The 23,234-nt window shown below is 67.8% G+C and carries 16 protein-coding genes; 9 read left to right on the top strand and 7 right to left on the bottom strand.

All coding sequences use genetic code 11. The features are described 5' to 3' along the window. The first annotated feature begins 69 nt into the window (after positions 1-69). Both K5L94_RS02430 and K5L94_RS02425 read left to right on the top strand, forming a co-directional pair. Entirely contained in the window at positions 70-1,353 is a 1,284-nt protein-coding gene (locus K5L94_RS02430; protein WP_053448698.1) for a putative DNA modification/repair radical SAM protein, read from the top strand. Then, positions 1,334-2,794, top strand: a complete 1,461-nt coding sequence (locus K5L94_RS02425) for a UdgX family uracil-DNA binding protein (protein WP_053448697.1) — start codon at positions 1,334-1,336, stop codon at positions 2,792-2,794. The genes K5L94_RS02430 and K5L94_RS02425 overlap by 20 nt, the downstream gene beginning before the upstream one ends. Before the next feature lie 49 nt (positions 2,795-2,843). Here the strand turns inward: K5L94_RS02425 and maiA are convergent, their stop codons facing one another. After that, positions 2,844-3,512, bottom strand: a complete 669-nt coding sequence (maiA, locus tag K5L94_RS02420; protein WP_053448696.1) for a maleylacetoacetate isomerase — start codon at positions 3,510-3,512, stop codon at positions 2,844-2,846. A 14-nt stretch (positions 3,513-3,526) separates the two neighbouring features. Further along, a complete protein-coding gene (locus K5L94_RS02415; protein WP_049458252.1) occupies positions 3,527-4,516 on the bottom strand; it encodes a fumarylacetoacetate hydrolase family protein in 990 nt (329 codons plus the stop codon). A gap of 877 nt (positions 4,517-5,393) precedes the next feature. Here K5L94_RS02415 and K5L94_RS02410 point away from each other — a divergent pair. Next, positions 5,394-6,809, top strand: coding sequence for a DEAD/DEAH box helicase (locus tag K5L94_RS02410; protein WP_053448695.1), 1,416 nt, complete (start codon positions 5,394-5,396; stop codon positions 6,807-6,809). 537 nt (positions 6,810-7,346) lie between these two features. Here K5L94_RS02410 and K5L94_RS02405 read toward each other — a convergent pair. Together K5L94_RS02405 and K5L94_RS02400 are read right to left on the bottom strand one after the other, a co-directional pair. After that, positions 7,347-9,941, bottom strand: a complete 2,595-nt coding sequence (locus K5L94_RS02405) for a M14 family metallopeptidase (protein ID WP_053448694.1) — start codon at positions 9,939-9,941, stop codon at positions 7,347-7,349. A 74-nt stretch (positions 9,942-10,015) separates the two neighbouring features. Next, positions 10,016-12,655, bottom strand: coding sequence for a TonB-dependent receptor (locus tag K5L94_RS02400; protein WP_053448693.1), 2,640 nt, complete (start codon positions 12,653-12,655; stop codon positions 10,016-10,018). Positions 12,656-12,848: 193 nt separating this feature from the next. On the opposite strand from K5L94_RS02400, the gene queD reads away from it, so the two are divergent. Beyond that, on the top strand, positions 12,849-13,211 hold the full coding sequence (queD, locus tag K5L94_RS02395) for a 6-carboxytetrahydropterin synthase QueD (RefSeq protein ID WP_053448692.1): 363 nt from the start codon (positions 12,849-12,851) through the stop codon (positions 13,209-13,211). Positions 13,212-13,326: 115 nt separating this feature from the next. Next, positions 13,327-13,674 carry a phasin family protein gene (locus tag K5L94_RS02390; protein ID WP_049455872.1) on the top strand — a complete coding sequence of 116 codons (348 nt, stop codon included), beginning with the start codon at positions 13,327-13,329 and terminating at the stop codon, positions 13,672-13,674. A 596-nt stretch (positions 13,675-14,270) separates the two neighbouring features. On the opposite strand, the gene asnB is transcribed toward K5L94_RS02390, so the two are convergent. Next, positions 14,271-16,172 (bottom strand): asparagine synthase (glutamine-hydrolyzing), encoded by a 1,902-nt coding sequence (gene asnB, locus K5L94_RS02385; RefSeq protein WP_274511937.1) that lies wholly within the window; start codon positions 16,170-16,172, stop codon positions 14,271-14,273. A 346-nt stretch (positions 16,173-16,518) separates the two neighbouring features. Between asnB and K5L94_RS02380 the strand changes: the two genes are divergently transcribed. Beyond that, on the top strand, positions 16,519-17,208 hold the full coding sequence (locus K5L94_RS02380; RefSeq protein WP_053448690.1) for a winged helix-turn-helix domain-containing protein: 690 nt from the start codon (positions 16,519-16,521) through the stop codon (positions 17,206-17,208). Continuing rightward, positions 17,205-18,551, top strand: a complete 1,347-nt coding sequence (locus tag K5L94_RS02375) for an ATP-binding protein (protein ID WP_164086238.1) — start codon at positions 17,205-17,207, stop codon at positions 18,549-18,551. Before K5L94_RS02380 ends, K5L94_RS02375 begins: the two co-directional genes overlap by 4 nt. Here K5L94_RS02375 and K5L94_RS02370 read toward each other — a convergent pair. After that, complete coding sequence (locus K5L94_RS02370; RefSeq protein ID WP_274511936.1) at positions 18,548-20,017, bottom strand: sensor histidine kinase; 1,470 nt, start codon at positions 20,015-20,017, stop codon at positions 18,548-18,550. The two genes, K5L94_RS02375 and K5L94_RS02370, sit on opposite strands and share 4 nt — an antisense overlap. After that, entirely contained in the window at positions 20,014-20,733 is a 720-nt protein-coding gene (locus K5L94_RS02365) for a response regulator transcription factor (RefSeq protein ID WP_164086236.1), read from the bottom strand. Before K5L94_RS02365 ends, K5L94_RS02370 begins: the two co-directional genes overlap by 4 nt. 144 nt (positions 20,734-20,877) lie before the next feature. On the opposite strand from K5L94_RS02365, the gene msrB reads away from it, so the two are divergent. Both msrB and K5L94_RS02355 read left to right on the top strand, forming a co-directional pair. Further along, the gene (msrB, locus tag K5L94_RS02360; protein ID WP_164086235.1) at positions 20,878-21,453 is read left to right on the top strand and encodes a peptide-methionine (R)-S-oxide reductase MsrB; all 576 of its coding nucleotides are present in this window, start codon (positions 20,878-20,880) and stop codon (positions 21,451-21,453) included. A 2-nt stretch (positions 21,454-21,455) separates the two neighbouring features. Beyond that, positions 21,456-23,222, top strand: coding sequence for a cytochrome c biogenesis protein DipZ (locus K5L94_RS02355; RefSeq protein ID WP_274511935.1), 1,767 nt, complete (start codon positions 21,456-21,458; stop codon positions 23,220-23,222). Positions 23,223-23,234: the final 12 nt, after the last annotated feature.

Raw genomic sequence — 23,234 nt, 5'->3', positions numbered from 1 at the left:
CGTCCCCTTTTTCTGAAGGGTTCAGGAGGTGTCTCATCCGATGAGACCTCCCGTCCGTAGGTTTCCTCAATGGAAACCATCCGCAAGCTGGCCATCCTCGCCGATGCCGCCAAATACGATGCGTCCTGCGCCTCCAGCGGCTCGGGGAAGCGTGATTCGCGTGCCAGCGGCGGCATCGGCAGCACCGAAGGCATGGGCATCTGCCACAGCTATACGCCGGATGGCCGCTGCGTATCGCTGCTGAAGATCCTGCTGACCAACTTCTGCGTCTACGACTGTGCCTATTGCGTGAACCGCGTTTCCAGCAACGTGGCCCGCGCGCGTTTCAGCGTGGACGAGGTGGTCACGCTCACCCTGGATTTCTACAAGCGCAACTACATCGAAGGGCTGTTCCTCTCCAGCGGCATCATCCGCAATGCCGATTACACGATGGAACAGATGGTGGAGGTGGCGCGGCGCCTGCGCGAGGAACATCGATTCGCCGGCTACATCCACCTCAAGACCATTCCCGAAGCCTCGCCCGAGCTGCTGGCCAGTGCCGGGCGCCACGCCGACCGCCTGTCCATCAACGTGGAGCTGCCCACCGAGGCCGGCCTGAGTGCACTGGCGCCGGAGAAGACCGTGCACTCGATCCGTGGCGCGATGGGCGAGCTGCGCTGGCGGATCGAGGAAGCCAGGGAGGCGCGCAAGGCACCGGCCGTGCTGGCACCGGCAGTCACCCGCAGCGCGCGGCCGAAGCAGCCGCGTTTCGCACCGGCAGGCCAGAGCACACAGATGATCGTGGGTGCCGATGGCGCCAGTGACCAGCAGATCCTGACCAGCGCCGACAGCCTGTACGGCAACTACCGCATGCGCCGGGTCTACTACTCCGCGTTCAGCCCGATTCCCGATGCCAGCCGGCAACTGCCCCTGCAACCCCCGCCGCTACAGCGCGAGCACCGGCTGTACCAGGCCGACTGGCTGTTGCGCTTCTATGGCTATGGCGTGGACGAGATCACCGACACCACGCAAGGCGGGATGCTCGATCTGGATATCGATCCGAAGATGGCCTGGGCGATCCGCCATCCCGAACGCTTTCCGGTCGATCTGAACCGTGCCCCGAAGGAAATGCTGCTGCGGGTGCCCGGCCTGGGGGTGCGCAATGCAAAGCGCGTGCTGATGGCGCGCCGTCATGGGCGCCTGCGCGTAGCCGACATCGCCCGCCTGAAGGCGCCGATGAGCAAGCTGCTGCCGTTCGTGCTGCTGGCCGACCATCACCCGCGCAAGGCGCTGGATGATCCGGCCGCGCTGCGTGCGCAGCTGGCCCCACCTCCGCGCCAGGGATCGCTGTTCGATGCACCGCCGGCAGCCTGACGCGCAGCGCTGGTCGCAGCGGGTGGACCCGGCCTGGTCACTGCAGGCCTGGCGCGACGGCGCGCGTGATGCGTTGCTGCGCGGCGTGCCGCCCGAGCAGCTGGACTGGCTCGAAGGCAGCGAAGCGTCGCTGCTGGATGCGCCGCTGGTGCAGCAGGCAGCGGCGCCGGCAGGTGCAACCGCTCCCAACGTCCCGCGCGAATTCCTCGACCTGGCCGCCACCTGCCTGTGCCATCGCGAGCCGCAGCGCCTGTCACTGCTGTATCGGCTGCTATGGCGGATCACCCATGGCGAACGTGCGGTGCTGACCAACCCCGCCGATGCCGATGTGCTGCGTGCGATGGCACTGGCCCAGGCCGTCCGCCGTGACACGCACAAGATGAAGGCATTCGTGCGCTTTCGCGAGGTTCCGGGCCAGCCCGAGGCGTTCATCGCGTGGTTCGAACCCCAGCACCACATCGTCGATCGGGTGGCACCGTTCTTCGCGCGTCGCTTCACCGGCATGCGCTGGGCCATCCTGACACCCTCGCGCAGCGTCGCGTGGGATGGGCAGGCGCTTGCCTTTGGCCCAGGGGCACGGCGTGAGGACGCTCCGGCCGAGGATGCGCGGGAGGCCCTGTGGCAGACCTACTACGCCAGCATCTTCAATCCGGCCCGGCTCAATACGCGGATGATGATGCAGGAGATGCCGGCGAAGTACTGGCGGCATCTGCCGGAGGCGCAGTTGCTGCCGCGCCTGGTGCGCGATGCAGGCGATCGCGTGCAGGAAATGCATGATCGTCCCGCACAGGCGCCGCAGCGCAGGATTCCCATGCGTGAAGAGGTGGCGACATCGGCTACCGATACCCGCAGCCTGCAGACTCTGCGGCAACAGGCCAGCGCCTGCCGCCAGTGCCCACTGTGGGAGACCGCGACGCAGACGGTGTTCGGCCAGGGGCCGGCCGATGCCGGCGTGATGCTGGTGGGGGAACAGCCTGGCGATACCGAGGATCTGCGTGGCCAGCCCTTCGCCGGCCCGGCCGGGCAACTGCTGGACCGCGCACTGGCCGAGCTGGGTATCGACCGCGCCGCGCTGTACCTGACCAACGCGGTGAAGCACTTCCACCATGAGCGCCGCGGCAGGACCCGGCTGCACAAGCGTCCGGAAAGCCGCCACATCCAGGCCTGCCGGCCGTGGCTGATGGGCGAGATCGCGCGGGTGCGGCCGCAGGTCATCGTCTGCCTGGGCGCAACCGCGGCAGCCTCGGTATTTGGCCGTGACTTCAATCTGTCGCGCGACCGTGGACGCTGGCACACACTGGAGGACGGCACCCGCGGCTACGCCACCGTGCACCCGGCGTGGGTGCTGCGGCAGGGCGATGTCGTACGCCGCGAGAAGGCCTATCGCCTGTTCCGCGATGACCTGGCCCAGCTGCTGCAGAAAGGGGACGGAGGGGATTAAGTCGTTTGTGCCACAAACGACTTAATCCCCTCCGTCCCCTTTTTTTCTTTCAGGCGGCGTCGGGCTGGTTTTGCGGGCGGGCGCGGTCGAAGGCGTCCAGCGCCTGGCAGGCCGCTTCGATACGGAGCAGGGTCGGGTACGGCGTCAGGTCCAGGCCGAAGCGGTGGGCGTTGTACAGCTGCGGCAGCAGGCAGAGGTCGGCCAGGCCCGGGCGGTCGCCGTGGCAGAAGGTGCCGGTGTCGCGACTGCTGGCCAGCATCGCTTCCATGGCAGCCAGGCCTTCAGCGATCCAGTGCAGGGTCCACTGCGTGCGGGCATCGGCCGGCAGCTGCAGGTTGCGCTCCAGGTACTGCATCACCCGCAGGTTGTTGATCGGATGGATATCGCAGGCCACCAGCTGGGCCAGCGCACGCACCCGCGCGCGGCCGGCGGCGTCGGCCGGCAGCAGCGGCACCTGCGGGAAACGCTCGTCCAGATACTCGACGATCGCCAACGACTGGGTCAGCGTGTGCCCGTCATGCAGCAGGGTGGGCACCAGCTGCTGCGGATTCAGCGCGCGATAGGCGTCGAGGTGCTGCTCGCCGCCCTCGCGCACCAGGTGCACCGGCCGTGCGTCCCAGGCCAGGCCCTTCAGCTCGAGCGCGATGCGCACGCGGTAGGCGGCGCTGGATCGCCAGTAGGTGTACAGCACGATGCCGTCGTCGACCGGGATCTCCATTGCCGCCTCCATGCTCAGGGCTTGGCCGCCTGCTCGATGCGCTGCTCGATCGCACCGAAGATGCTGTTGCCGGCGGCATCGAGCATCTCGATACGGACCACGTCACCAAAGGACATGAACGGCGTGCTCGGCTTGCCGTCGCGCAGGGTCTCGACCACGCGCTGCTCTGCGAAGCACGAGGCGCCCTTGCTGGTGTCCTCGTTGGCGATGGTGCCCGAGCCGACGATGGTGCCGGCGCCGAGCGGACGGGTCTTGGCCGCATGCGCGACCAGCTGGGCGAAGTTGAACTGCATGTCCACGCCCGCTTCCGGCGCGCCGAACCACGTCCCGTTGATATGGGTCAGCAGCGGCAGGTGCACCTTGCTGTCCTGCCAGGCGGCGCCCAGCTCATCGGGGGTGACAAACACCGGCGAGAGCGCCGAGCGCGGCTTGGACTGCAGGAAGCCAAAGCCCTTGGCCAGTTCGCCCGGAATCAGGTTGCGCAGCGAGACGTCGTTGACCAGACCGACCAGCTGGATATGGCCCGCCGCCTGTTCCGGCGTTGCCGCCATCGGCACGTCGTCGGTGATGACCACGATCTCCGCTTCCAGGTCGATGCCGTAGTCCTCGCTGACCACCTTGACCGCGTCACGCGGGCCGTAGAAGCCTGCGCTGGTGGCCTGGTACATCAGCGGATCGGTGTAGAAGCTCTCCGGCACCTCGGCGCCACGGGCACGGCGCACGCGCTCGACGTGCGGAAGGTAGGCGCTGCCGTCGACGAACTCATAGGCGCGCGGCATCGGCGCGGCCAGCGCCTGCGGGTCGAGGTCGAACACGCCGTCGGCATCGCCGGCGTTGAGCGATTCATACAGGGCGTTCAGGCGCGGCGCGATGTGGCTCCAGTCTTCCAGGGCCTGCTGCAGGGTGGCGGCAATGCCGGTAGCGCGCACGCCGTGGCGCAGGTCACGCGAGACGACGATCAGGGTGCCGTCGCGGCCGCCTTCCTTCAAAGAACCAAGCTTCATGGGTGGGTGTCCGGAGTCATGGGCAAACAAGTTTCAAGTGTAATCAAATATGCGGCGGCGCCAAGCTGCAGCGCGGCATCGGCCCACCCTACCGCAGGAGGGGGTTCGGCAGGGCTTGCAGCCCTGCACCTGCTCAATGCAACGGCAACGGCAACTTCAACGTCAAAAACGGCTCTGGTTTTCTGCTGGTTGGGCGGGGTGGTGTGGGTGGGCAGGACACGCCGTAAACCCATCCATGGGGGCTCGATGGCGCCATCCATGGCGCCAACGGTCCTGCCCACCCACACCGCCCCACCCCCGACAATTTCCCGATGACGGATCGAACATCCACGTCATTCATCGTCGAAATCCATCAGATATCGAGACAAATCGAATGAGATCTGACAGATCGCGGAAAACTGTCCAAGGCGGGGTGGGTCCGGTGGCAGGGGCGTGAGCGGCATGGATGCCGCGACCGAGCCTACATGGACGTATTTACGGCGCCCCCTGCCACCGGACCCACCCCGCCAACCCACAGGAACCCGGCTTTTGATCTTGCTCCGGCCATGGCTCTGGCCTCTGCGGGTGCAGGGCGCAGCCCTGCAGGCAGAACCCCTACCTGAACAGGCCTTTTTGCGCGAAGTCTCAAACATCGTTTAGACTTGCGGGGTCTGCAGCGGCCGTCCGTTTCCCTCCGGGATCGCCGGCGATCTGGGTCCGCCCTCTTCGCCCGCCCCCACTCCGACGCCGTTCGTCACGCATTCCAGCCTGCGCTTCGTGCCGGCTGCACCCAATTCTCGCAGCGCGGTTCACGGGAACGCTCCGAGTCAGCCGATCAGTTTGATCTGCCCCCGTCTGTCCAGTCGGACAGGCGTTTCTTGTACTTGGAGCAAACTCAATGTCTTTTGAATCGCTGGGCCTGGCGCCCTTCCTGCTGCGTGCGCTCGCCGAGCAGGGCTACGAAAACCCGACCCCGATCCAGCAGCAGGCGATCCCGCTGGCGCTGGCCGGTCGCGACCTGCTGGCCGGCGCTCAGACCGGCACCGGCAAGACCGCCGCCTTCGGCCTGCCGCTGCTGCAGCACCTGGGCACCGCCTCGCAGGAAGTGCGCAGCGGCCCGCGCAAGCCGCGCGCGCTGATCCTGGCCCCGACCCGCGAACTGGCCACCCAGGTGCATGACAGCCTGCGCGGCTACAGCAAGTACCTGCGTATCCCCAGCGCCTGCATCTACGGCGGCGTCGGCATGGGCAACCAGCTGGACATCCTGCGCCGCGGCGTGGACCTGCTGGTGGCCTGCCCGGGCCGCCTGATCGACCACCTGGAGCGTCGCAGCATCGACCTGTCCGGCATTGAACTGCTGGTGCTGGACGAAGCCGACCGCATGCTCGACATGGGCTTCCTGCCGTCGATCAAGCGCATCCTGGCCAAGCTGCCGAAGCAGAACCGCCAGACCCTGCTGTTCTCGGCCACCTTCGAGGACAACATCCGCCAGCTGGCGCTGGAGTTCATGCGCAACCCGGAACAGATCCAGGTGACGCCGAAGAACACCGTGGCCGAAACCATCACCCACCGCGTGCACCCGGTCGATGCCGGCCGCAAGCGCGACCTGCTGCTGCACCTGCTGGCGCAGGACAGCCGCGAGCAGACCCTGGTCTTCGCTCGCACCAAGCATGGCAGCGACAAGCTGGCCACGTTCCTGGAAAAGTCGGGCATCAAGACCGCGGCGATCCACGGCAACAAGAGCCAGGGCCAGCGCCTGCGTGCGCTGGGCGACTTCAAGGCGGGCCGCGTGACCGTGCTGGTGGCCACCGACATCGCCGCGCGTGGCATCGACATCAACGAGCTGCCGAAGGTGATCAACTTCGACCTGCCGATGGTGGCCGAGGATTACGTGCACCGCATCGGCCGTACCGGCCGCAACGGTGCCACCGGCCAGGCGATTTCGCTGGTGGCGCAGGATGAAGTGAAGCTGCTGCGCGCGATCGTGCGCCTGCTGGGCCGCGACATGGACATCCGCGATGTGCCGGGCTTCGAGCTGCAGACGCCGATCCGCTGGGGCAACAGTGCACCGGGCAAGGCCGAGCACGATACCGGCGAGCGCGCACCGCGCAAGAACCACGCGCGCCGTCCGCACGGTGATGCACCGCGCCATGCGCATGCCGGCCCGAAGAAGTCCGGCGGCGGCCGTCGCGAGGGCGGTGGCAATGGCCAGCAGCGTGCCGGTGCGGGCGCGGGCCAGCGTCGTGGTGGTGGCGGCAATGGTGGCGGCCGTGGCCGCGGCCAGGGTGGCAACGGCGGCGGTCGCGCCGGCTGATCCCAGCTGAGGGTTTGTTGTGCTTCCCGCTGCGCGGGGGGCTATCGAGGGACGGCGCTGAGGCGCCGTCCTTTTTTTTGCTGGCTACCGGGTGATAGAGCACGCGGTGGCAGTACCGAGGGCGGATGGGCATGGGGGCAGCGCAGAACACGCTGTAAATACGTCCATGTAAGCTCGATGGCGCCATCCATGGCGCCAACGGTTCTGCGCTGCCCCCATGCCCATCCGCTTCAAGCATTGCCTGCGCCTTCTTCTCCCGCCCGGTAGCCGGGCGAAGAGAGATCAAATTCAAATTCAATTTCAAATTCAAAGGCAAAAGCCGAAACCGACGGCTTTTTGCTTTTGCTTTTGCTATTGCTCCCGCCTTGGGTTTGATGCGTCCGCGCCCGCAGGAAACTGTCATGGGAGGCAGGGGGCCTCAGCCAGGACCGTTGGCGCCATGGATGGCGCCATCGAGCCCCCATGGATGGGTTTACGGCGTGTCCTGGCTGAGGCCCCCTGCCTCCCAAACTCAGCAACAACTCGGCGCCAAACGCCTCAACCCCGTGCTTTACTCGGATTCACCAGATTCCCGAAGAAGATCGCGTTGATCAGCAGTCGATCCGTCCCGTGCCAGTACTTGCGATGCGCCGGATCATCGGCAAACAGCACCACGTTGCCCTGCCCCTGCGCCGACACCAGCAGCCACGCGCTGCCCGCCACCCGCGTGCGGTTGCGCTCTGACAGGTAGCCATTCACCCGCGGCGGCGTGTCGATGCGCACCACGGTCGAGAACGGATTCGCGCTCGGCTGCAACGTCACCGTGTTTTCCTTGTTGATCGACAGCTGCCGGCGCGGCACGCCGAACGCCAACGGATGGCTGGTGTCCACGTCGGCACTGAGGATGTTGCCGCTGACCCGCTCGATCGCGGCAATATCGCGCTGGTCGCCGAACGCACGGCGGCTCTCACCAGCAGCCTCTTCTTCCTTGCCAAGCGTCTCGCCCTCGGCCAGCTTCTGTTCGATCGCCCACTTCGAAGCACTGCCGTAGGTCACCAGAGAGCCTCCGGCCTGCACCCAGCGCTTCAGTGCAGCCACCGCGGTGGCATCGACGCCGGTATAGGTGCCGCCGGACAGCACGATCGTGGTGTAGCGATCCAGCGGCACTTTGCCCAGCTGCTGCGGATCCAGCTTGCTGGCCGGAAGCTGCAGTTGCTGGTCAAGCAGGAACCAGGCCGAGCCAATCTCGGTGGCGGCCACGCCCTCGCCCATCACCAGTGCCACGGCTGGCTTGCGCAGCGCCTTGACGCCATCGCTGCCCAGGTCAACGCCCTCGCGGCTGCGCCCACTGGACAGCGCATGCACCTGCACGCGGGCAGCGCGTGCGGCGGCGCGCACCGCGTCCAGCAGCGCCGCGCCCTGCAGCGGCTGCCCGGCCACCGGAATGACGATGCTGCCGGCGGCGAAGTCCGCCTCGCCCTGTGCGGTGGCGGCAGTGAACGGCTGGAAGGTTGCGCGTGTACTCAGGCCCTTGCCCTGCAGCACCGCCAGCGCCCGGCCCGCGTTGTAGTCGCGCCAGTCGATGACATAGGCAAACCCGGCCTGGCCGCCAAGCACCTCGCCCTGTATCGGCGGAAGCTCCGCGATGCGGGCGCCACCGTCGATGCGGCTGCGACTGCCCCCGAACGCCACGCCGTAGGCCGGTGCGATCGCGTAGCTGGTGCTGCCGTAGAACACGTCGCCCTTGATCGGCGGCGTCTCGGCGAAGATCGAATGCACCAACCGGAACTGCGCCTGCTGCACCGGCACCACGTAGGCGTTGCCCGGCGCGAAGTGCTGCCCATCCACGGTGACCGCACGATCCAGCGCGCGCACCTCGATGCGATGCAGCAGCAACAATTCCAGCAGGCGGCGGGTCAGTGCCGGATCACGCGCATCGCCAAACACGAAGCTCTTCACCGGCTGCTGCGCGGCCTGCTTCAGTGCGCTCTGGAAGAACTGCTTCTGCAGGTCGAACAGGCCGCTGCGCTCGGTCACTGCACCACGCACCGTGCCGAGCCCGGTAGCAAGCTGGTTGCGGATGGTGAACGGGAACGTCAACACGCCATTCACCGATTCCTGTACGCGGCCCCGTGAACTGGCCTGCTCGACGGTCACGCCGACCGCGCCGTGGAAGTCTGGATAGGTGGAGCCATAGACCGGCGAGAAGTTGTCGAAGTTTTCCCCGGTGTAGTACAGCGAACCCAGCGCATCCAGCGCCTGCGCATGGTATTTGGCCAGGGTCTTGTTGAATTCGTACGATGCCGCCGGGATCAACGGGCTGTGCATGCTCTTCGGCGACGGCTCGAAGTAGTAGGTGCTGTCCTTGCCCATCTCGTGGAAGTCGATCTGCACGTTCGGGTACCACTGGTGGAACACCTCCACCTTCGGCCGCGACTCCTGCTGGGTCAGCGCAAGCCAATCGCGGTTGAGGTCGGTGAAGTAGTGGTTGGTGCGGCCCTGCGGGAACGGCTCGACGTGTTCCTTGTCGGCCGGATCGGCCGAAGCCGGGTCCGAGGCCCATGCGTTGTGCCAGTTGGCCGCGCGATCACGGCCGTCCGGATTCTGCGCCGGGTCGAACAGCACCACGGCCTGCTGCAGCCAGCGCTGGGTTTCTGCACTCTGGTTGGCCACCAGGTAGTACGCGGTCAGCATCGCGGCTTCGGCACTGGAGGTCTCGTTGCCGTGCACGCTGTAGCCCAGCCACACCACCACCGGGCTGTCACCGGCGGCGCTGCGCGGCTGCGCCGGATCGACCAGGGTCGCGTGCTGCTGGCGGATCTGTTCCAGTCGCGCCTGGTTGCCCGCCGCAGTGACCGTGGCGATCAACAGCGGGCGTCCCTCGTAGCTGCGGCCGATCTCGCGCACGCTGATCTTGTCCGAGCGTTTCGCCAGTTCCTGGAAGTAGGCCACCAGCTGGTCATGCCGGGTGTAACGGCTGCCGACCGGATAGCCGAGGAACTGTTCCGGTGTGGGAATGGACGTATCGAATGCGGCCGCTTCGGTGGCCTGCGGGAAGAAGTACGCGCTCTGTGCCTGCGCCGGCTGCGGCGAGGACAGTGCAGTGACTGCGGCGATCAGCAACGGAAGAACGGCACGGCGATGCAAGGACACGGTGGCTCCCCTGGAACACAACGGCAGGTAGTCGCGCGGCCGGCTCCCTTGGGTAGCCGGCCGCGGTGGGTGGATCAGAAGCGGTAGTCAAAGCCCAGCGTGAAGTAGCGGCCGCGCAGGTCGTACTGGCTGAAGTCGTACGGCGCGCGGATGCCCGGGAACGAGGCGTCGTACGGCGGCGTCTTGTCGGCCAGGTTCTGCACCTTGGCGTACACGGTGAGCTTGTCGACGCCGGTGTAGGCCAAGTACAGGTCGTACTGGCTGTAGCTGCCGACACGCTGCTGCACGGCCTTGGCCGCGGTGCTGGCTTCCTGGCGGTAGCTGCTGGTGTAGTACCAGGTCACTGCCGCGTTGAAGTCGCCATGCTTCCAGTCCAGCGTGGTGGTGGCCTTGTCCTTGGGCAGGGTCGCGCCGAGGTTGCTGCCGGCGTAGTCGACCAGCGGGCCGCCGACCACGGTCGGGCGACGGTAGTCACGCACGTGGGTGTAGGCCGAAGACACGGTGAAGTCACCCAGCGCTGCGGTCGGGATGCGCTGGCGCAGCTCGACATCGATGCCCGAGGTCTTCAGCTCGCTCAGGTTCTGGTAGCGGTTGTAGACCGCCTGCAGCTTGCCGCGCTCGTCGCGCTGCACGGCACCGGCCACGTTGTCGTTGACCAGGGTCTGGGTGTTGTTGGTGCCGACCAGGTTGTCCAGCTGGATGCGGTAGTAGTCCACGCTCAGGTTGGTGTTGGCCCACGGCGACAGCACCACGCCGAAGTTCACGCTCTTGGTACGCTCCGGCTTCAGTGCATTGTTGCCGACGGTGAAGAAGGTCGGGTTCTGGCGCGAGCCGGGCACGTCCGGGTCACGCGGATCCACCACGCTGCCGTAGGCGATGCTGGTGCTGTTGGAGTTCTCAGACAGCGATGGCGCACGGAAGCCTTTCGAGGCCGAAGCACGCACCAGCAGGACGTCCAGCGGCTGCCAGCGCAGGCCGAGCTTCGGCGAGAACGCATTGCCGAAGTCATCGTAGTGGTCGGCACGTGCGGCCGCGGACAATTCCAGCGTCGAGGCCAGCGGCACGTTCACTTCGGCGTAGGCGGCGCTGACCTGGCGCTGGCCATGCACTTCGGCAATGGCCGGGCGCACCTGCAGGCCGGCATCGATCTGCCATGGATTGTTGGAGTCCAGCTTCTCGCGGCGCCACTCGGCACCGGCGGCGAAGCCGATCTCACCGGCCCAGGTGTGGCCCAGGCTGCCGGAAATCTTCGCGTCGATGCCCTGCAGCTTGGACTCGGCCGGACGCAGGGTGGCGATGTTGATCGCATCACGCACCGACTGCGGCGTGGCTGCCGGGTTGAGCAGGTTGTAGCTGCCGGTGGCCAGTGCATCGGCCAGCGCCCAGCGGTTGGCGAAGCCACCGGACACGCTCTCGCGCTCGCTGCTGCGCGCCCCGAACGCGGCCACTTCCCAGTCCCACTTCGCGGTGGTGCCACGCAGGCCGAACACGCCGCGATAGGCGGTGGAACGGTTGGTCTTGAGGGTGCCGCCAAGGTCGAAGAAGGTGTACTCGATCGGGATCGCGCGGCCGTACGGGTTGTACGGATTGTTGGCCGGCAGCAGCGACGACACCGGCTCGGCCAGGCCACTGTCCGCGTTCAGTGCGAAGCGCCCGCTTTCCAGGGTGAAGAACGGGCTGCTGCCGAACCACGCGGTGCTCTTGATCTGGCTGTACAGCACTTCGCCGAAGGCTTCGACGTTGTCGTTCAGGCGGAAGGTACCGTTGGCGTAGGCCTGGTAGCGCTTGGTCGACGGAATCAGGGTGGTAAACGGCGCCTGGTTGAAACCGCAGGTATCGCCGGCCAGGCCGTCGATCGGCGCGCTGGCAACGCGGGTGGTGCCGGTCGGGCAGTTGCCGTTGGCATCGAGCATCGGCACCGACACGCCGTTCACCAGGTAGCGCGCGCCCTTGGCCGACCAGCCGTTCCAGCGGCCGCCCGGCTTGTCGGTGTAGATGCCGCTCCTGGTCAGGTTGCGTTCGTCCTGGTCCAGGCGCTCGCGGTTGTAGCCCTGCAGGCTGAACAGGATGTTGTAGCCATCGGTGTCGAGATCACCGAGGCCGCCGACGAACTTCAGGTTCTGCTCGTGCAGGCCGCCCTGGTCGGCGCCGCCGAAGCTGCCACCGATCTCGGCGCCTTCGAAGTTCTGCCGGGTGATGATGTTGACCACGCCAGCCACCGCATCGGAGCCGTAGACGGCCGAGGCGCCGTCCTTGAGCACTTCGATGCGCTCCACTGCGACCAGCGGCAGCGCGTTGAGGTCGACGAAGGTGTCGGACAGGCCGCCGGCCGGGAAGCCGTAGTTGGCCAGGCGGCGGCCGTTGAGCAGCACCAGCGTGTTCTTCTGCGACAGGCCACGCAGGCCGATGCCAGCCGAGCCGGAGGCCCAGCCGTTGTTGGTGGTTTCGTTGCTGGCGTTGCCGGTATTGGCCGAGATCGAGCGCAGCACATCGGCCACGGTGGCCTTGCCGGTCTGTTCCAGCTGCTGGCGACCGATCACCTGCACCGGGTTGGAGGCTTCGGTATCGGTGCGCTTGATGTTGGAACCGGTGACGCGCACGGCGGCCAGGGTGCTGGCTTCGCCACTGGCATCGGCGGAGGATTCGGCGGCGGCGGACAAAGGCGCGGCCAGAGCGACGGCCAGGGCCGCCACGAGCAGGGTGTGCTTGGGCATGACGATGTGGGGGAGGTGGTAAGGACGACGAAGTTCCGCAGTAGTCCATGCCTGGCCGGGGTCCGGCCAATAACATCTCTTCATACGGATATAAGAGAAACTATCATCTCTTCATCCGGATGAAAAGAGTTTCTTCACGAGCAACCAACATCCACCCGGCCAGAGGCGACAGCCGCGGCGTACAATCGCCGCCATGGAAATCTTCAAAGTCTTCATGCTCGAGGCGGCGCACCGCCTCCCCAACGTGCCGCCGGGGCACAAGTGCGCGCGCCTGCACGGCCACTCGTTCCGGGTGGAACTGAAGGTCGAGGGCGAGCCCGGCGCGCAGACGGGCTGGATCATGGATTTCGGTGACGTGAAGGCGGCATTCCAGCCGATCTACGAGCGCCTGGACCATCACTACCTCAACGACATCCCCGGCCTGGAGAACCCGACCAGCGAGAACCTGGCGGTGTGGATCTGGAACGAGCTCAAGCCCAGCCTGCCGGCGCTGAGCGAGATCACCGTGCACGAGACCTGTACCTCCGGCTGCCGCTACCGCGGCCCGGCCATCTGATCAAAGCATTGATCTGAAAGGTTTTTCAAAGGCGCCGTGGGCGCCTTTGTTATTTTTGTTGCAATGCGGCATCAACGGCGTATGCTGCATTGCATCAAGTCACGCTCTGATGCCCATGGCCGCCGCCTTCAGCGATCGCTTCAGTGATGCCACCCGCCAGCTCGCCGCCGCGGCAACGCGCGCGAACCGGTTGGCGTTGGAGAACGCCGAAAGCATGTTCGGCGTGCAGCTGAAGGCGCTGGAGCGGAACCTGACCGCGACCGGTGGCTGGCTGGGTGAACTGGCCCGCAGCGACGATGCGGCCGGGGTGCTCAGCAAGGGCACGCAGCTGTGGCAGGACAACCTGCAGCGGCTGGGCCAGGCCCAGCAGGACGTGGTCGGCCTCGGCCTGCAGGCCGGCAAGGCCTGGTCCGAACTGGTGCAGGGCTACAACGAATCAAGCGCGGACGCGAACAGCCACTGACGCGACGCAACGCTCATTGCATGGGTCCCTCCCCCCATGCAATCCGGACCCGGCAGATCCCTCCCTCTGCCGGGTCTTTTTTTGCCTGACGTTTGGATTCCGAGGCACTTCTTCGTCTGGACTCTCTGCGAGCTGAAGGGCCCCGCCGGGGTGGGCAGGGGCTTGGGCAAATGTCCCCCGGCGCCGGCCGTTGGCCGTCACCTCCTCCTTTACTTTGCCCAGACCCCTGCCCACCCCGACGAGGCTCGGCTTGCGGCAGGTAAAGCGCAGTGCTCGCGGCAGCCTTTCAACGAGGCGCCGACGAACTCCGAACGCAGGGCGGAGGCCCTTGCGTACGAAGTAAAGGAGGAGGTGACGGCCAACGGCCGGCGCCGGAGGACATTCGTACGCAAGGGCCTCCGCCCTGCGCCGCGCAGAATGATTCCGCCACACGCGCGTCTCCGTCCGCAATTGCCGCGAACGGATGGGCCCCGACGAGGCTCGGCTTGCGGCAGGTAAAGCGCAGTGCTCGCAGCAGCCTTTCAACGACGCGCCGGAGGACATTCGTACGCAAGGGCCTCCGCCCTGCACCGCGCAGAACAATCCGCGAAGGAACCTCAGCGCCCGCGACCACCGTGCCAGTGCTGGTGCCACGCCTGGAACATCAGCACGTTCCACAAGTGCGTGTGCCACTTGCGCTCGCCGCGCAGGAACGCCTCCCAGATGCCGCGCACGCGCACCGCATCGAAGCAGCCCTGGTTGCGCAGCAGCTGCGGATCCAGCAGCGCCTCGGCCCAATCGCGCAGCGGACCCGCCAGCCAGCGCGCCATCGGCGGGCCGAAACCGCGCTTGGGGCGGTACACCAGCGGCTCGGGCAGGTAGCGCGCCAGCAGGTGCTTCAAAATCAGCTTGTGCTCGCCATCGTGGTACTTCAGATGCTGCGGCAGGCGCCAGGCCAGGCGCACCACCTCCATGTCCAGCAGCGGCGCACGGGTTTCAACGCCCGCCGCCATGCCCGCGCGATCGACCTTGGCGAGAATGCCTTCGGCCAGATCCATGCGGAAATCGAGCAGCTGGATGCGCGCCTCGGCCGGCAGCGCGGTGTCCTGCTGCTGGAAGATCGTCACCGGTTCGCGCGCGCCCAGCACCACCTGCGCCGGCTGCCGCCAGCGGGTCACGCGCTGCAGGTAATGGCCTTCCACATCGTTGGCGGCGACCTCGGCCACCAGTGCGCGCCAGCCACCGAGGCGGCCACGCTCGACGTTCATGCGGTTGCCGCTGCGCCGCGCCAGGTCACGTACCCAGTCCGGCAGGCCACCACACAGGCGCGCATTGCGCAGCGCGCGGCCATAACTGGGATGTCCGAAGAACAGTTCGTCGCCACCGTCACCGGTCAATGCCACCGGCTTGCGCGCACCCAGCAGTTCACTGGCCAGCAGTGTCGGCAGCTGCGAGGCGTCGGCGAACGGCTCGCACCAGACCTGCGGCAGCCGCTGCAGCAGGTCCAGGCCCTGGCGCGCGTCCATCCGGTGCAGGTGGTGCTGCACGCCCAGGTGGCGCGCCACCTGCGAAGCCCAATCGCTCTCGTCGTGGCCCGGATCGTCGAAGCCGACCGTCCACGCTTCGATCGGCAGGGTCGACTGCGCCTGCATCATCGCCGTCACCAGCGAGGAGTCGGTGCCGCCGGACAGGAACGCGCCGCAGGCCAGCGGCGAGTGCATGCGTGCAGCGATGGCCTTCTGCAGTACCGCCTCCAGCTGGTCGGTGGCCTGCTCCAGGCTCGGCGCCGGCTGCAAGGGTTCCTGCAGTGCGCTGTGCATCGCATCGCGTGCACACCAGTAACGCGAACCGCCCTGCGCGGCCATGCCGGAGTGCCCCGCAGCATGGTCATTCATGTCGATGCGCAACATCGCGCCGGCCACCAGCTTGTGGATGCCACGGTAGATGGTGTGCGGCGCCGGCACGTAGTCATGGCGCAGCAGCAGGCTCAGGGCATCCTGGTCGATGCTTGGCGAGAAACCCTCAAAGGCCTGCAGCGCCTTCAGCTCCGACGCGAACAGGAACCTGCCCTGGTACCAGCCGTAGTACAGCGGCCGCTCGCCCACCGGGTCGCGGGCCAGCCACAGCGCGCGCGACTCGCGGTCCCACACGCTGAAACCAAAGGCGCCCTCGATGCGCGACAGCGCCCGCCCCACGCCCCACTCGACGATCGCCTGCAGCAGCAGCCGCGCATCGCTGCAGTTGCGCGGCAGATCGCGCAGTTGTGCCTGCAGGTCGGCGCGGTTGTACAGGCGTCCGTCCAGGCACAGCACGTAGCGGCCGCAGTCCGAGCTCAGCGGTTGCAGGGGCGTATCGGTCGGCGCCCGGCAATGGCCCAGTGCCAGGCCGGCCTCGGCATCGGTCCAGTAGCCGATGCGACCCCGGCCGCGCTGTTGCAACGCGCGCAGCATCGGCGCCAGCTGCTGCAGCAGGTGCTCGTCTTCGGCGGGCGGCAACCAGGCCCCGACCACGCCGCTCATCGGGCACCTCCGCAGTGGCGGCGGGACAGGCACGGCAGGCAGAGGTTGGCGGGCGACATGGGAACGGCACGCGGAACGGAGGAGACTCCATGCTCGGCCCGCGCCCGCCCCGCGTCAGTCGCATTGCTGTCAGCGATCGTCACCAGACGTGTGACGAAGGTAACGTTTTGTAACGGCAACCGGCTATGCTTGGCGCCAAGTGGTTGCCGGGGCTGAGACCCGGCCCGTGCGCCAGCAACCCCGGCTGAATGGCGCCCGCCCCCTGGACCCGGGCGGCCCTATGGCTGGGATAGCATCGCCGCGCTCGTGCCGTGGCGGTACGTTTGCGTCCACGGAGGCCTTGAAAATGCTGGATATCGTACTGGTCGAAGACGATGCCCGCCTGGGAACGATGGTCAGTGACTATCTGCAGCGGCATGGTTACCAGGTCGCCCACGAGCGCAGCGGCGAGCGCGCCGTGGCCCGGATCCTGGCCGAAAAGCCGGCCCTGGTCCTGCTCGATGTCGGCCTGCCCGACCAGGATGGTTTCGAAGTGTGTCGGCAGATACGGCCCCACTATGACGGCATCATCTGCGTGCTGACCGCCCGAACCGACAACATCGACCAGGTCCTGGGGCTGGAACTGGGCGCCGACGACTACATCGGCAAGCCGATCGAACCGCGGGTGCTGCTGGCCCGCCTGCGCGCCCACCTGCGCCGCCACCGCCGGGTCGAGCCGCGCGACGGCAGCCTGCGCTTCGGCGAGCTGAGCATCGACCCGTCCACGCGCAATGTGCACCTGCAGGGTGCCCTGCTGGAACTGACCACCGCCGAGTTCGACCTGCTGTTCCTGCTGGCCAGCAACGCCGGCCAGATCCTCGACCGCGACGCCCTGCTGCGCGGCCTGCGCGGGATCGCCTTCGATGGGCTGGACCGCTCGATTGATGCCCGCATCTCGCGCCTGCGCCGCAAGCTGGGCGACAACCCGGAACAACCGGAACGGATCAAGACCGTCCGCGGACGCGGCTACCTGTTCAGCCGCTCGGCATGGGGATGAAGCGCACCCCCTCGGCGATGCGCGGCCACGCCTTCCACTTCCTGCGCTATGGCATCGGCTTCCTGGTCGCCCACCTTCTGCTGATCGTGCTTGGTCTGTGGGCGTGGGACGCGCTGCTGGAAGACCGCACCGAAGCCGGCCTGCAGGCCGAGATGCGCGGCACCCATGCGTTGCTGCAGCACCGCTTCGCCGAAACCCCGCGCGAGCAGTGGCCGGTGCTGGCGCGCGAACTCGACGCCGATTTCGCCTACGCGCTGCGCATGGTGCCGCTGGCCGAGGCGGTGAAGGAGCTGCCTGCCAGCCAGCGCCCGCCGTTCAACAACGGCCGTGTGCAGATCGACCTGGAGCACATGCGCAGCCTGCAGCGGATCGGCGACAGCGATTACGCGGTAATGCTGGGGCCGCTGGACGAAGCACTGCCTGAGGAGGGATGGCAGGACAGCGAAGTCTCCGGCGTGGCGATCCTGCTGCTGATCCTGATGGTGGCGGTGGCCCTGCCGATGTACGTGATGGTCTACCGCCTGTGGCGCGACGTCTCGCAGTTGGCCCAGGCGGCGCGTCAGATGCGCGATGGCCAGCTCGACACGCGCGCGCCGCGTGCCGGTACCGCGCTGGTACGGCCACTGGCCAATGCCTTCAACCACATGGCCGAACAGCTGCAGCAGCTGCTGGAAAGCCAACGCGTGCTGGCGCAGGCCGTGGCGCACGAGGTACGCACCCCGCTGGCGCGGATGCGTTTCGGCCTGGCCGACCTCGAGGACACCGCGCTGGATGAGCTCCAGCGCGATGCATTGGGCGGCCTGCGCACCGATGTCGACCGGCTGCAGCACCTCACCGACGCCGGCGTCGAGTACGCTGCCCTCGGCCGCTGCCACCAGCTGACCCGCCAGCGCCTGCAGCTGGCGGCGCTGGTGCGCGGCGTGATCGCCCAGTTCGCCCCGCTGCCGATGCCGGTGCAGCAGGTGCTGTCGCCGGTGGGCCTGGTCAACGTCAACCGGCACATGCTGGAACTGGCGCTGCGCAACCTGCTCGGCAATGCGCTGCGCTATGCACGCCGGCAGATCCGCATCGCCAGCACGGTGAACGATGGCTGGCTGTGCCTGCAGGTGGAGGATGACGGCCCCGGCATCGCGCCGGAACTGCGTGGCCAGGTCCTGCAACCGTATGTGCGGCTGGACCCGGGAAGTCCCGGCTTCGGGCTTGGCCTGGCGCTGGTGCAGGTAGTGGCCGACAAGCATGGCGGCCACGTCGAGGTAACCGATTCAGATCTGGGCGGCGCCTGCATCCGCCTGCACCTGCCGCTGGAAACCGGCGGCGTAGTAGAAGGCGATACGGCCTGCTAGCCCGCCGGTTCCGCGCGCGGCAGGGCAAACACGAACAGTGCGCCACGTTCGCTGTCACGCAGTTCGATGCGACGACCGTGCAGCTGCACGATGCGCTGCACGATCAACAGGCCCAGCCCACCGTTCTCGCCGCGTCGCGCGCCCAGCGCGGCCGGTGCCTGGAACAGCTGCGTGCGCAGCGCTGGCGCCACGCCGGGGCCATCGTCGGCGACGCTGACCTCTACGCTGTCGAGTGTCGCGCGCAGGCGTACTTCGATCTGGCCTCCCTCCGGCGCATGCCGCAACGCATTGTCGAGCAGATTGGTCAGCACACGCTCGACCAGGCCCAGGTCGGCACGCACCAGCGGCAGGCCGGGCGGGAAGTCGGCATGCAGGCGCTGGTTGCGCGCCTGCGCGGCCAGCTCGAACTTCTGCAGCACGTCCTGCAGCAGCTCCGGCAGCGCGAAGACCTCCCACTCCAGGCGTACCTCGCCATGCTCCAGCCGCGCCAGCTCGAACAGCGCGCGCGCCAGCCGACCGACCTTGGCACTCTGCGCCAGGGCGATGCCGAGGTAGCGGCGGCGCTCATCCGGTGACAGCGTGGCGTCCTTCAGCGCCAGCGTTTCCAGATAACCGTGCAGCGACGACAACGGCGTACGCAGGTCATGCGAGATGTTGGCCACCAGTTCGCGCCGCTGCAGGTCCTGCTGGCGCAGCTGCTGCCATTGTTCGCCCAGCCGCTGCGCCATCTGCGCGTGCGCGTGCTCAAGGATCACCAGCTCGTCGCGCTCGCCGGGGCGCAGGGGCTCCGGTGGCGGCAGTGGCGTCGGTGCGTCGATGTCGAAGGCCTGGATGCGCCGGGTCAGCCGCCGCAGCGGGCGGGTTACCCAGTAGAACGCCACCAGCCCGGCCAGCAGGCCGAGGCTGCCAACCAGCATCACCGACCACCAGGTGGTGTTCCACTGGCTGCCGGCGGCGAGATCGTCGGCCAGCATCTGCCGGTGCTCGCCGACCAGCACCACGTACACGTAACCCGCCTGGCGGCCCTGCACGATCAACGGCGCGGCACTGAACACCTTGCGGCCATCGGCGCTGCGCGGATCGTCGCCGAGGATCGGCAGCGGCGCGCCGGCCAGCAGCCGGCGCAACGGTGCCACGTCCACCCGGTTGCGTAGCAGATGGCCGCTGGGCGCATCGTGGCCGAGGATGCGGCCCTGGTCGTCCAGCAGGTAGACCTCGACGCTGGGGTTGACCGCCATCAACTGGCCGAACAAGGCGCGCACCGCGGCGTCGCGCATGCCGCTGGTGTCCATCAGCTCGCTGCGCTGGGCGATGTGCTCGGCCAGGCCCAGCGACAGGCGCTGCACCACTTCCTGTTCGTGGCGGGTGTTGGCACGCATCTGCAGCGCCAGCAGCGCCATGCAGCACATCAGCATCAGTGCGGCGATCACCGCCGCCAGCTTCTGCCACAGGTTCGGCCTGATCATGCCGCCGCCCCGGCCGGATCGACCAGCTTGTAACCGCGCCCCCACACCGTCAGCAGCCGCCGCGGATTGGCCGGGTCGGTTTCGATCTTGCTGCGCAGCCGGTTGATATGGGTGTTGACCGTGTGCTCGTAGCCATCGTGCTGATAGCCCCAGACCTGGTTGAGCAGTTCCATGCGCGCGAACACCTGGTCCGGATGACGGGCGAAGAACAGCAGAAGGTCGAATTCGCGCGGGGTCAGTTCCAGCGCAGTGCCCTCCACCGACGCGGTGCGTGCAACCGGGTCCAGCTGCAGCCCGCCCAGTTCGATCGCGCCGGCATCGATGCGGGCGCTCTGCGCCATCGCCTCGGCGCGGCGCAGCAGCGCGCGCACCCGTGCCACCAGTTCCGGCATCGAGAAGGGTTTGGCCAGGTAGTCGTCCGCACCCAGTTCCAGGCCGACGATGCGCTGGGTTTCACTGCCACGTGCACTGATGATGATGATCGGCACATAACGCGCCATCGCGCGTGCGCGCTGGCAGACCTGCAGGCCGTCCACGCCGGGCAGCATCACGTCCAGCACCAGTGCATCCCACGGGCCGTCCTGTTCAAGCAGGCGCAGTCCCGCATCGCCGCTGTCGGCGTGGGCTACGTCATAGCCTTCATCGCCCAGATGCATGCGCAGCAGGTCGGCGATGTGGGCATCGTCTTCAACGATCAGCACGCGTTTGGTCGACATCGGCAGCTCGGGGCCAGTGGGGAGGCTGGCTGCATTGTGGCGCGGGACGGCCGCCGATACCTCACGAAAAATTGAATCCTGCGTGAGGATTTGTTGACCCGGGCGGGCGCAGCATGGCCCCGTCGCCCCTTCCCGGAGTCCGCCATGACCCTCACCCGCCGCCATCTGCTGGGCCTGGGCGGTGTCGCCACCGCTGCCGGCCTGTTCGGCCTCGGCGCCTGCAGCCGCGCCGCACCGGCCGCTGCCGAAGCGCGCCCGGCGCGCCAGTTCGAGGTCATGCACAGCGACGCCGACTGGCGCCAGCGCCTGACCCCGGCCCAGTACGCGGTGCTGCGCCAGCAGGCCACCGAGCGGCCATGGAGCAGCCCGCTCAACAAGGAGCACCGGCAGGGCACGTTCGCCTGTGCCGGCTGCGCGCTGCCGCTGTTCTCCTCGTCCACCAAGTTCGAGAGCGGCACCGGCTGGCCGAGCTTCTGGGCTCCGCTGCACAACGCCATCGGCGAAGACCGCGACGTCACCTTCGGCATGCTGCGGGTGGAGGTGCACTGCCGCCGCTGCGGCGGCCATCTCGGCCACGTTTTCAATGACGGCCCGCGCCCGACCGGGCTGCGCTACTGCATGAACGGTGCAGCGCTGGTGTTCGTTCCCGGTGCGGCCGATGGCGGCACCGCCGACGGCTGGCGGGTGCCGGTCGGTTCTTCCCCCACGTCCGGAGCCTGACCATGCTGCTCTTGCTGCTTGCCTACCTCGGGGGTGCGTTGTCCCTGCTCAGCCCCTGCATCCTGCCGGTGCTGCCGTTCGTGTTCGCGCGCGCCGACCGTCCCTTCGTGCGCAGCACGCTGCCGCTGCTGCTGGGCATGGCGCTCACCTTCACCGTGGTGGCCAGCCTGGCGGCGGTGGGCAGCCAATGGGTGGCGCAGGCCAACCAGGTCGGCCGCTGGATCGCGCTGGTGCTGATGGCGCTGTTTGCGCTGGCGCTGCTGTGGCCGCGACTGGCGGACCATCTGCTGGCCCCGTTCCAGCGCGTGGGTGCACGCTTGAGCGCACGCGCCGATGCCGCTGACGCCGCAGGACGCGGTGGCGCAGGGACCTCGCTGCTGATCGGCATCGCCACCGGCCTGCTGTGGGCCCCATGCGCCGGGCCGATTCTGGGCCTGGTGCTGACCGGCGCCGCCCTGCACGGCGCCAGCGTCGGCACCACTGCGCTGCTGCTGGCCTATGCACTGGGCGCGATCACCGCGCTGGCGCTGGCGGTATGGATCGGCGGCCGGGTGTTCCGCGCGATGCAGGCGCGGCTCGGCGTGGGTGATGTGCTGCGCAAGGTGCTGGGCGTGGCCGCGCTGCTGGCCGTCGTGGCGATCGGCCTCGGCTGGGACACCGGCCTGCTGACCCGCCTGTCCACGGTCAGCACCGCGCGCATCGAGCAGGGCCTGCTGGACGCGGTACCCGGCGCACAACCGGCGGCACCGCCGATGATGATGGCCGGCGCCAATGCCGGTGCCGATGCACCGCTGCCGGTGGAGGGCACCCTGCCCGCGCTGGATGGCGCCACCGGCTGGCTCAACAGCCCGCCGCTGACCGCCCAGCAGCTGCGCGGCAAGGTGGTGCTGGTCGACTTCTGGACATACTCCTGCATCAACTGCCTGCGCGCGATGCCGTTCGTGCACGAATGGGAGCGCCGCTACCGCGACCACGGCCTGGTGGTGATCGGCGTGCACACGCCGGAGTTCGCCTTCGAGCGTGACCCACGCAATGTGATGAAGGCGGTGCAGCAGCTGAAGGTCGAGTACCCGGTGGCGCTGGACAACCAGTACACGATCTGGCGTGCGTTCAACAACCGCTACTGGCCGGCGCAGTACTTCGTCGATGCGCAGGGCAACATCCGCGGCCACCAGTTCGGCGAAGGCAACTACGCGCGCTCGGAACAGGTGATCCGCCGGCTGCTGACCGAAGCCGGCCAGACCCACCTTCCGCCGCCAGCCGATCCCGCCGCGGCCGACCTGCAGGGCGTTGCCGCGCAGGCCGACATGGGCAACCTGCGCTCGCCGGAAACCTACCTGGGCCACGCCCGTGCCGAACAGTTCGCCTCGCCCGGCGGGCAACGCAGCGACATCGCGTTCGACTACACGCTGCCCACCGCCCTGGCGCTGAACCAGTGGGGCCTGTCCGGGCAGTGGACGATCACCGACGAAGCCGCGCAACTGCAGCGCGCCGGCGGCCGCATCGCCTTCCAGTTCCATGCGCGCGACCTTCACCTGGTGCTGGCACCGGGCCAGGACGGCAAGCCGGTGCGCTTCCGCGTGTGGCTGGACGGCAAGCCACTGCCCGCCACCGATGCCGGCAGTGACGTCGGCGCCGATGGCAGTGGCGTGGTCAACGAACACCGCCTGTTCCAGCTGGTGCGCCAGCGCGGCACGGTCGGCCCGCACCGCTTCGAGATCGAATTCCTCGATGCGGGCGTGCAGGCCTACGCCTTCACCTTTGGTTGAACCGGGAGGACA

The sequence above is a fragment of the Stenotrophomonas forensis genome, from assembly GCF_028752115.1.
Taxonomy (GTDB): domain Bacteria; phylum Pseudomonadota; class Gammaproteobacteria; order Xanthomonadales; family Xanthomonadaceae; genus Stenotrophomonas; species Stenotrophomonas forensis.
The sequence above is the reverse complement of the archived record's forward strand: the minus strand, read 5'-3'. Positions and strand labels throughout refer to the sequence as shown.

What these genes read in the sequence shown, in the direction of transcription:
- K5L94_RS02430 (WP_053448698.1), top strand. Translation starts at nt 70, where the DNA reads ATGGAAACCATCCGCAAGCTGGCCATCCTCGCCGATGCCGCCAAATAC.
- K5L94_RS02425 (WP_053448697.1), top strand. Translation starts at nt 1,334, where the DNA reads ATGCACCGCCGGCAGCCTGACGCGCAGCGCTGGTCGCAGCGGGTGGAC.
- maiA (WP_053448696.1), bottom strand. Translation starts at nt 3,512, where the DNA reads ATGGAGATCCCGGTCGACGACGGCATCGTGCTGTACACCTACTGGCGA.
- K5L94_RS02415 (WP_049458252.1), bottom strand. Translation starts at nt 4,516, where the DNA reads ATGAAGCTTGGTTCTTTGAAGGAAGGCGGCCGCGACGGCACCCTGATC.
- K5L94_RS02410 (WP_053448695.1), top strand. Translation starts at nt 5,394, where the DNA reads ATGTCTTTTGAATCGCTGGGCCTGGCGCCCTTCCTGCTGCGTGCGCTC.
- K5L94_RS02400 (WP_053448693.1), bottom strand. Translation starts at nt 12,655, where the DNA reads ATGCCCAAGCACACCCTGCTCGTGGCGGCCCTGGCCGTCGCTCTGGCC.
- queD (WP_053448692.1), top strand. Translation starts at nt 12,849, where the DNA reads ATGGAAATCTTCAAAGTCTTCATGCTCGAGGCGGCGCACCGCCTCCCC.
- K5L94_RS02390 (WP_049455872.1), top strand. Translation starts at nt 13,327, where the DNA reads ATGGCCGCCGCCTTCAGCGATCGCTTCAGTGATGCCACCCGCCAGCTC.
- asnB (WP_274511937.1), bottom strand. Translation starts at nt 16,172, where the DNA reads ATGAGCGGCGTGGTCGGGGCCTGGTTGCCGCCCGCCGAAGACGAGCAC.
- K5L94_RS02380 (WP_053448690.1), top strand. Translation starts at nt 16,519, where the DNA reads ATGCTGGATATCGTACTGGTCGAAGACGATGCCCGCCTGGGAACGATG.
- K5L94_RS02375 (WP_164086238.1), top strand. Translation starts at nt 17,205, where the DNA reads ATGAAGCGCACCCCCTCGGCGATGCGCGGCCACGCCTTCCACTTCCTG.
- K5L94_RS02370 (WP_274511936.1), bottom strand. Translation starts at nt 20,017, where the DNA reads ATGATCAGGCCGAACCTGTGGCAGAAGCTGGCGGCGGTGATCGCCGCA.
- K5L94_RS02365 (WP_164086236.1), bottom strand. Translation starts at nt 20,733, where the DNA reads ATGTCGACCAAACGCGTGCTGATCGTTGAAGACGATGCCCACATCGCC.
- msrB (WP_164086235.1), top strand. Translation starts at nt 20,878, where the DNA reads ATGACCCTCACCCGCCGCCATCTGCTGGGCCTGGGCGGTGTCGCCACC.
- K5L94_RS02355 (WP_274511935.1), top strand. Translation starts at nt 21,456, where the DNA reads ATGCTGCTCTTGCTGCTTGCCTACCTCGGGGGTGCGTTGTCCCTGCTC.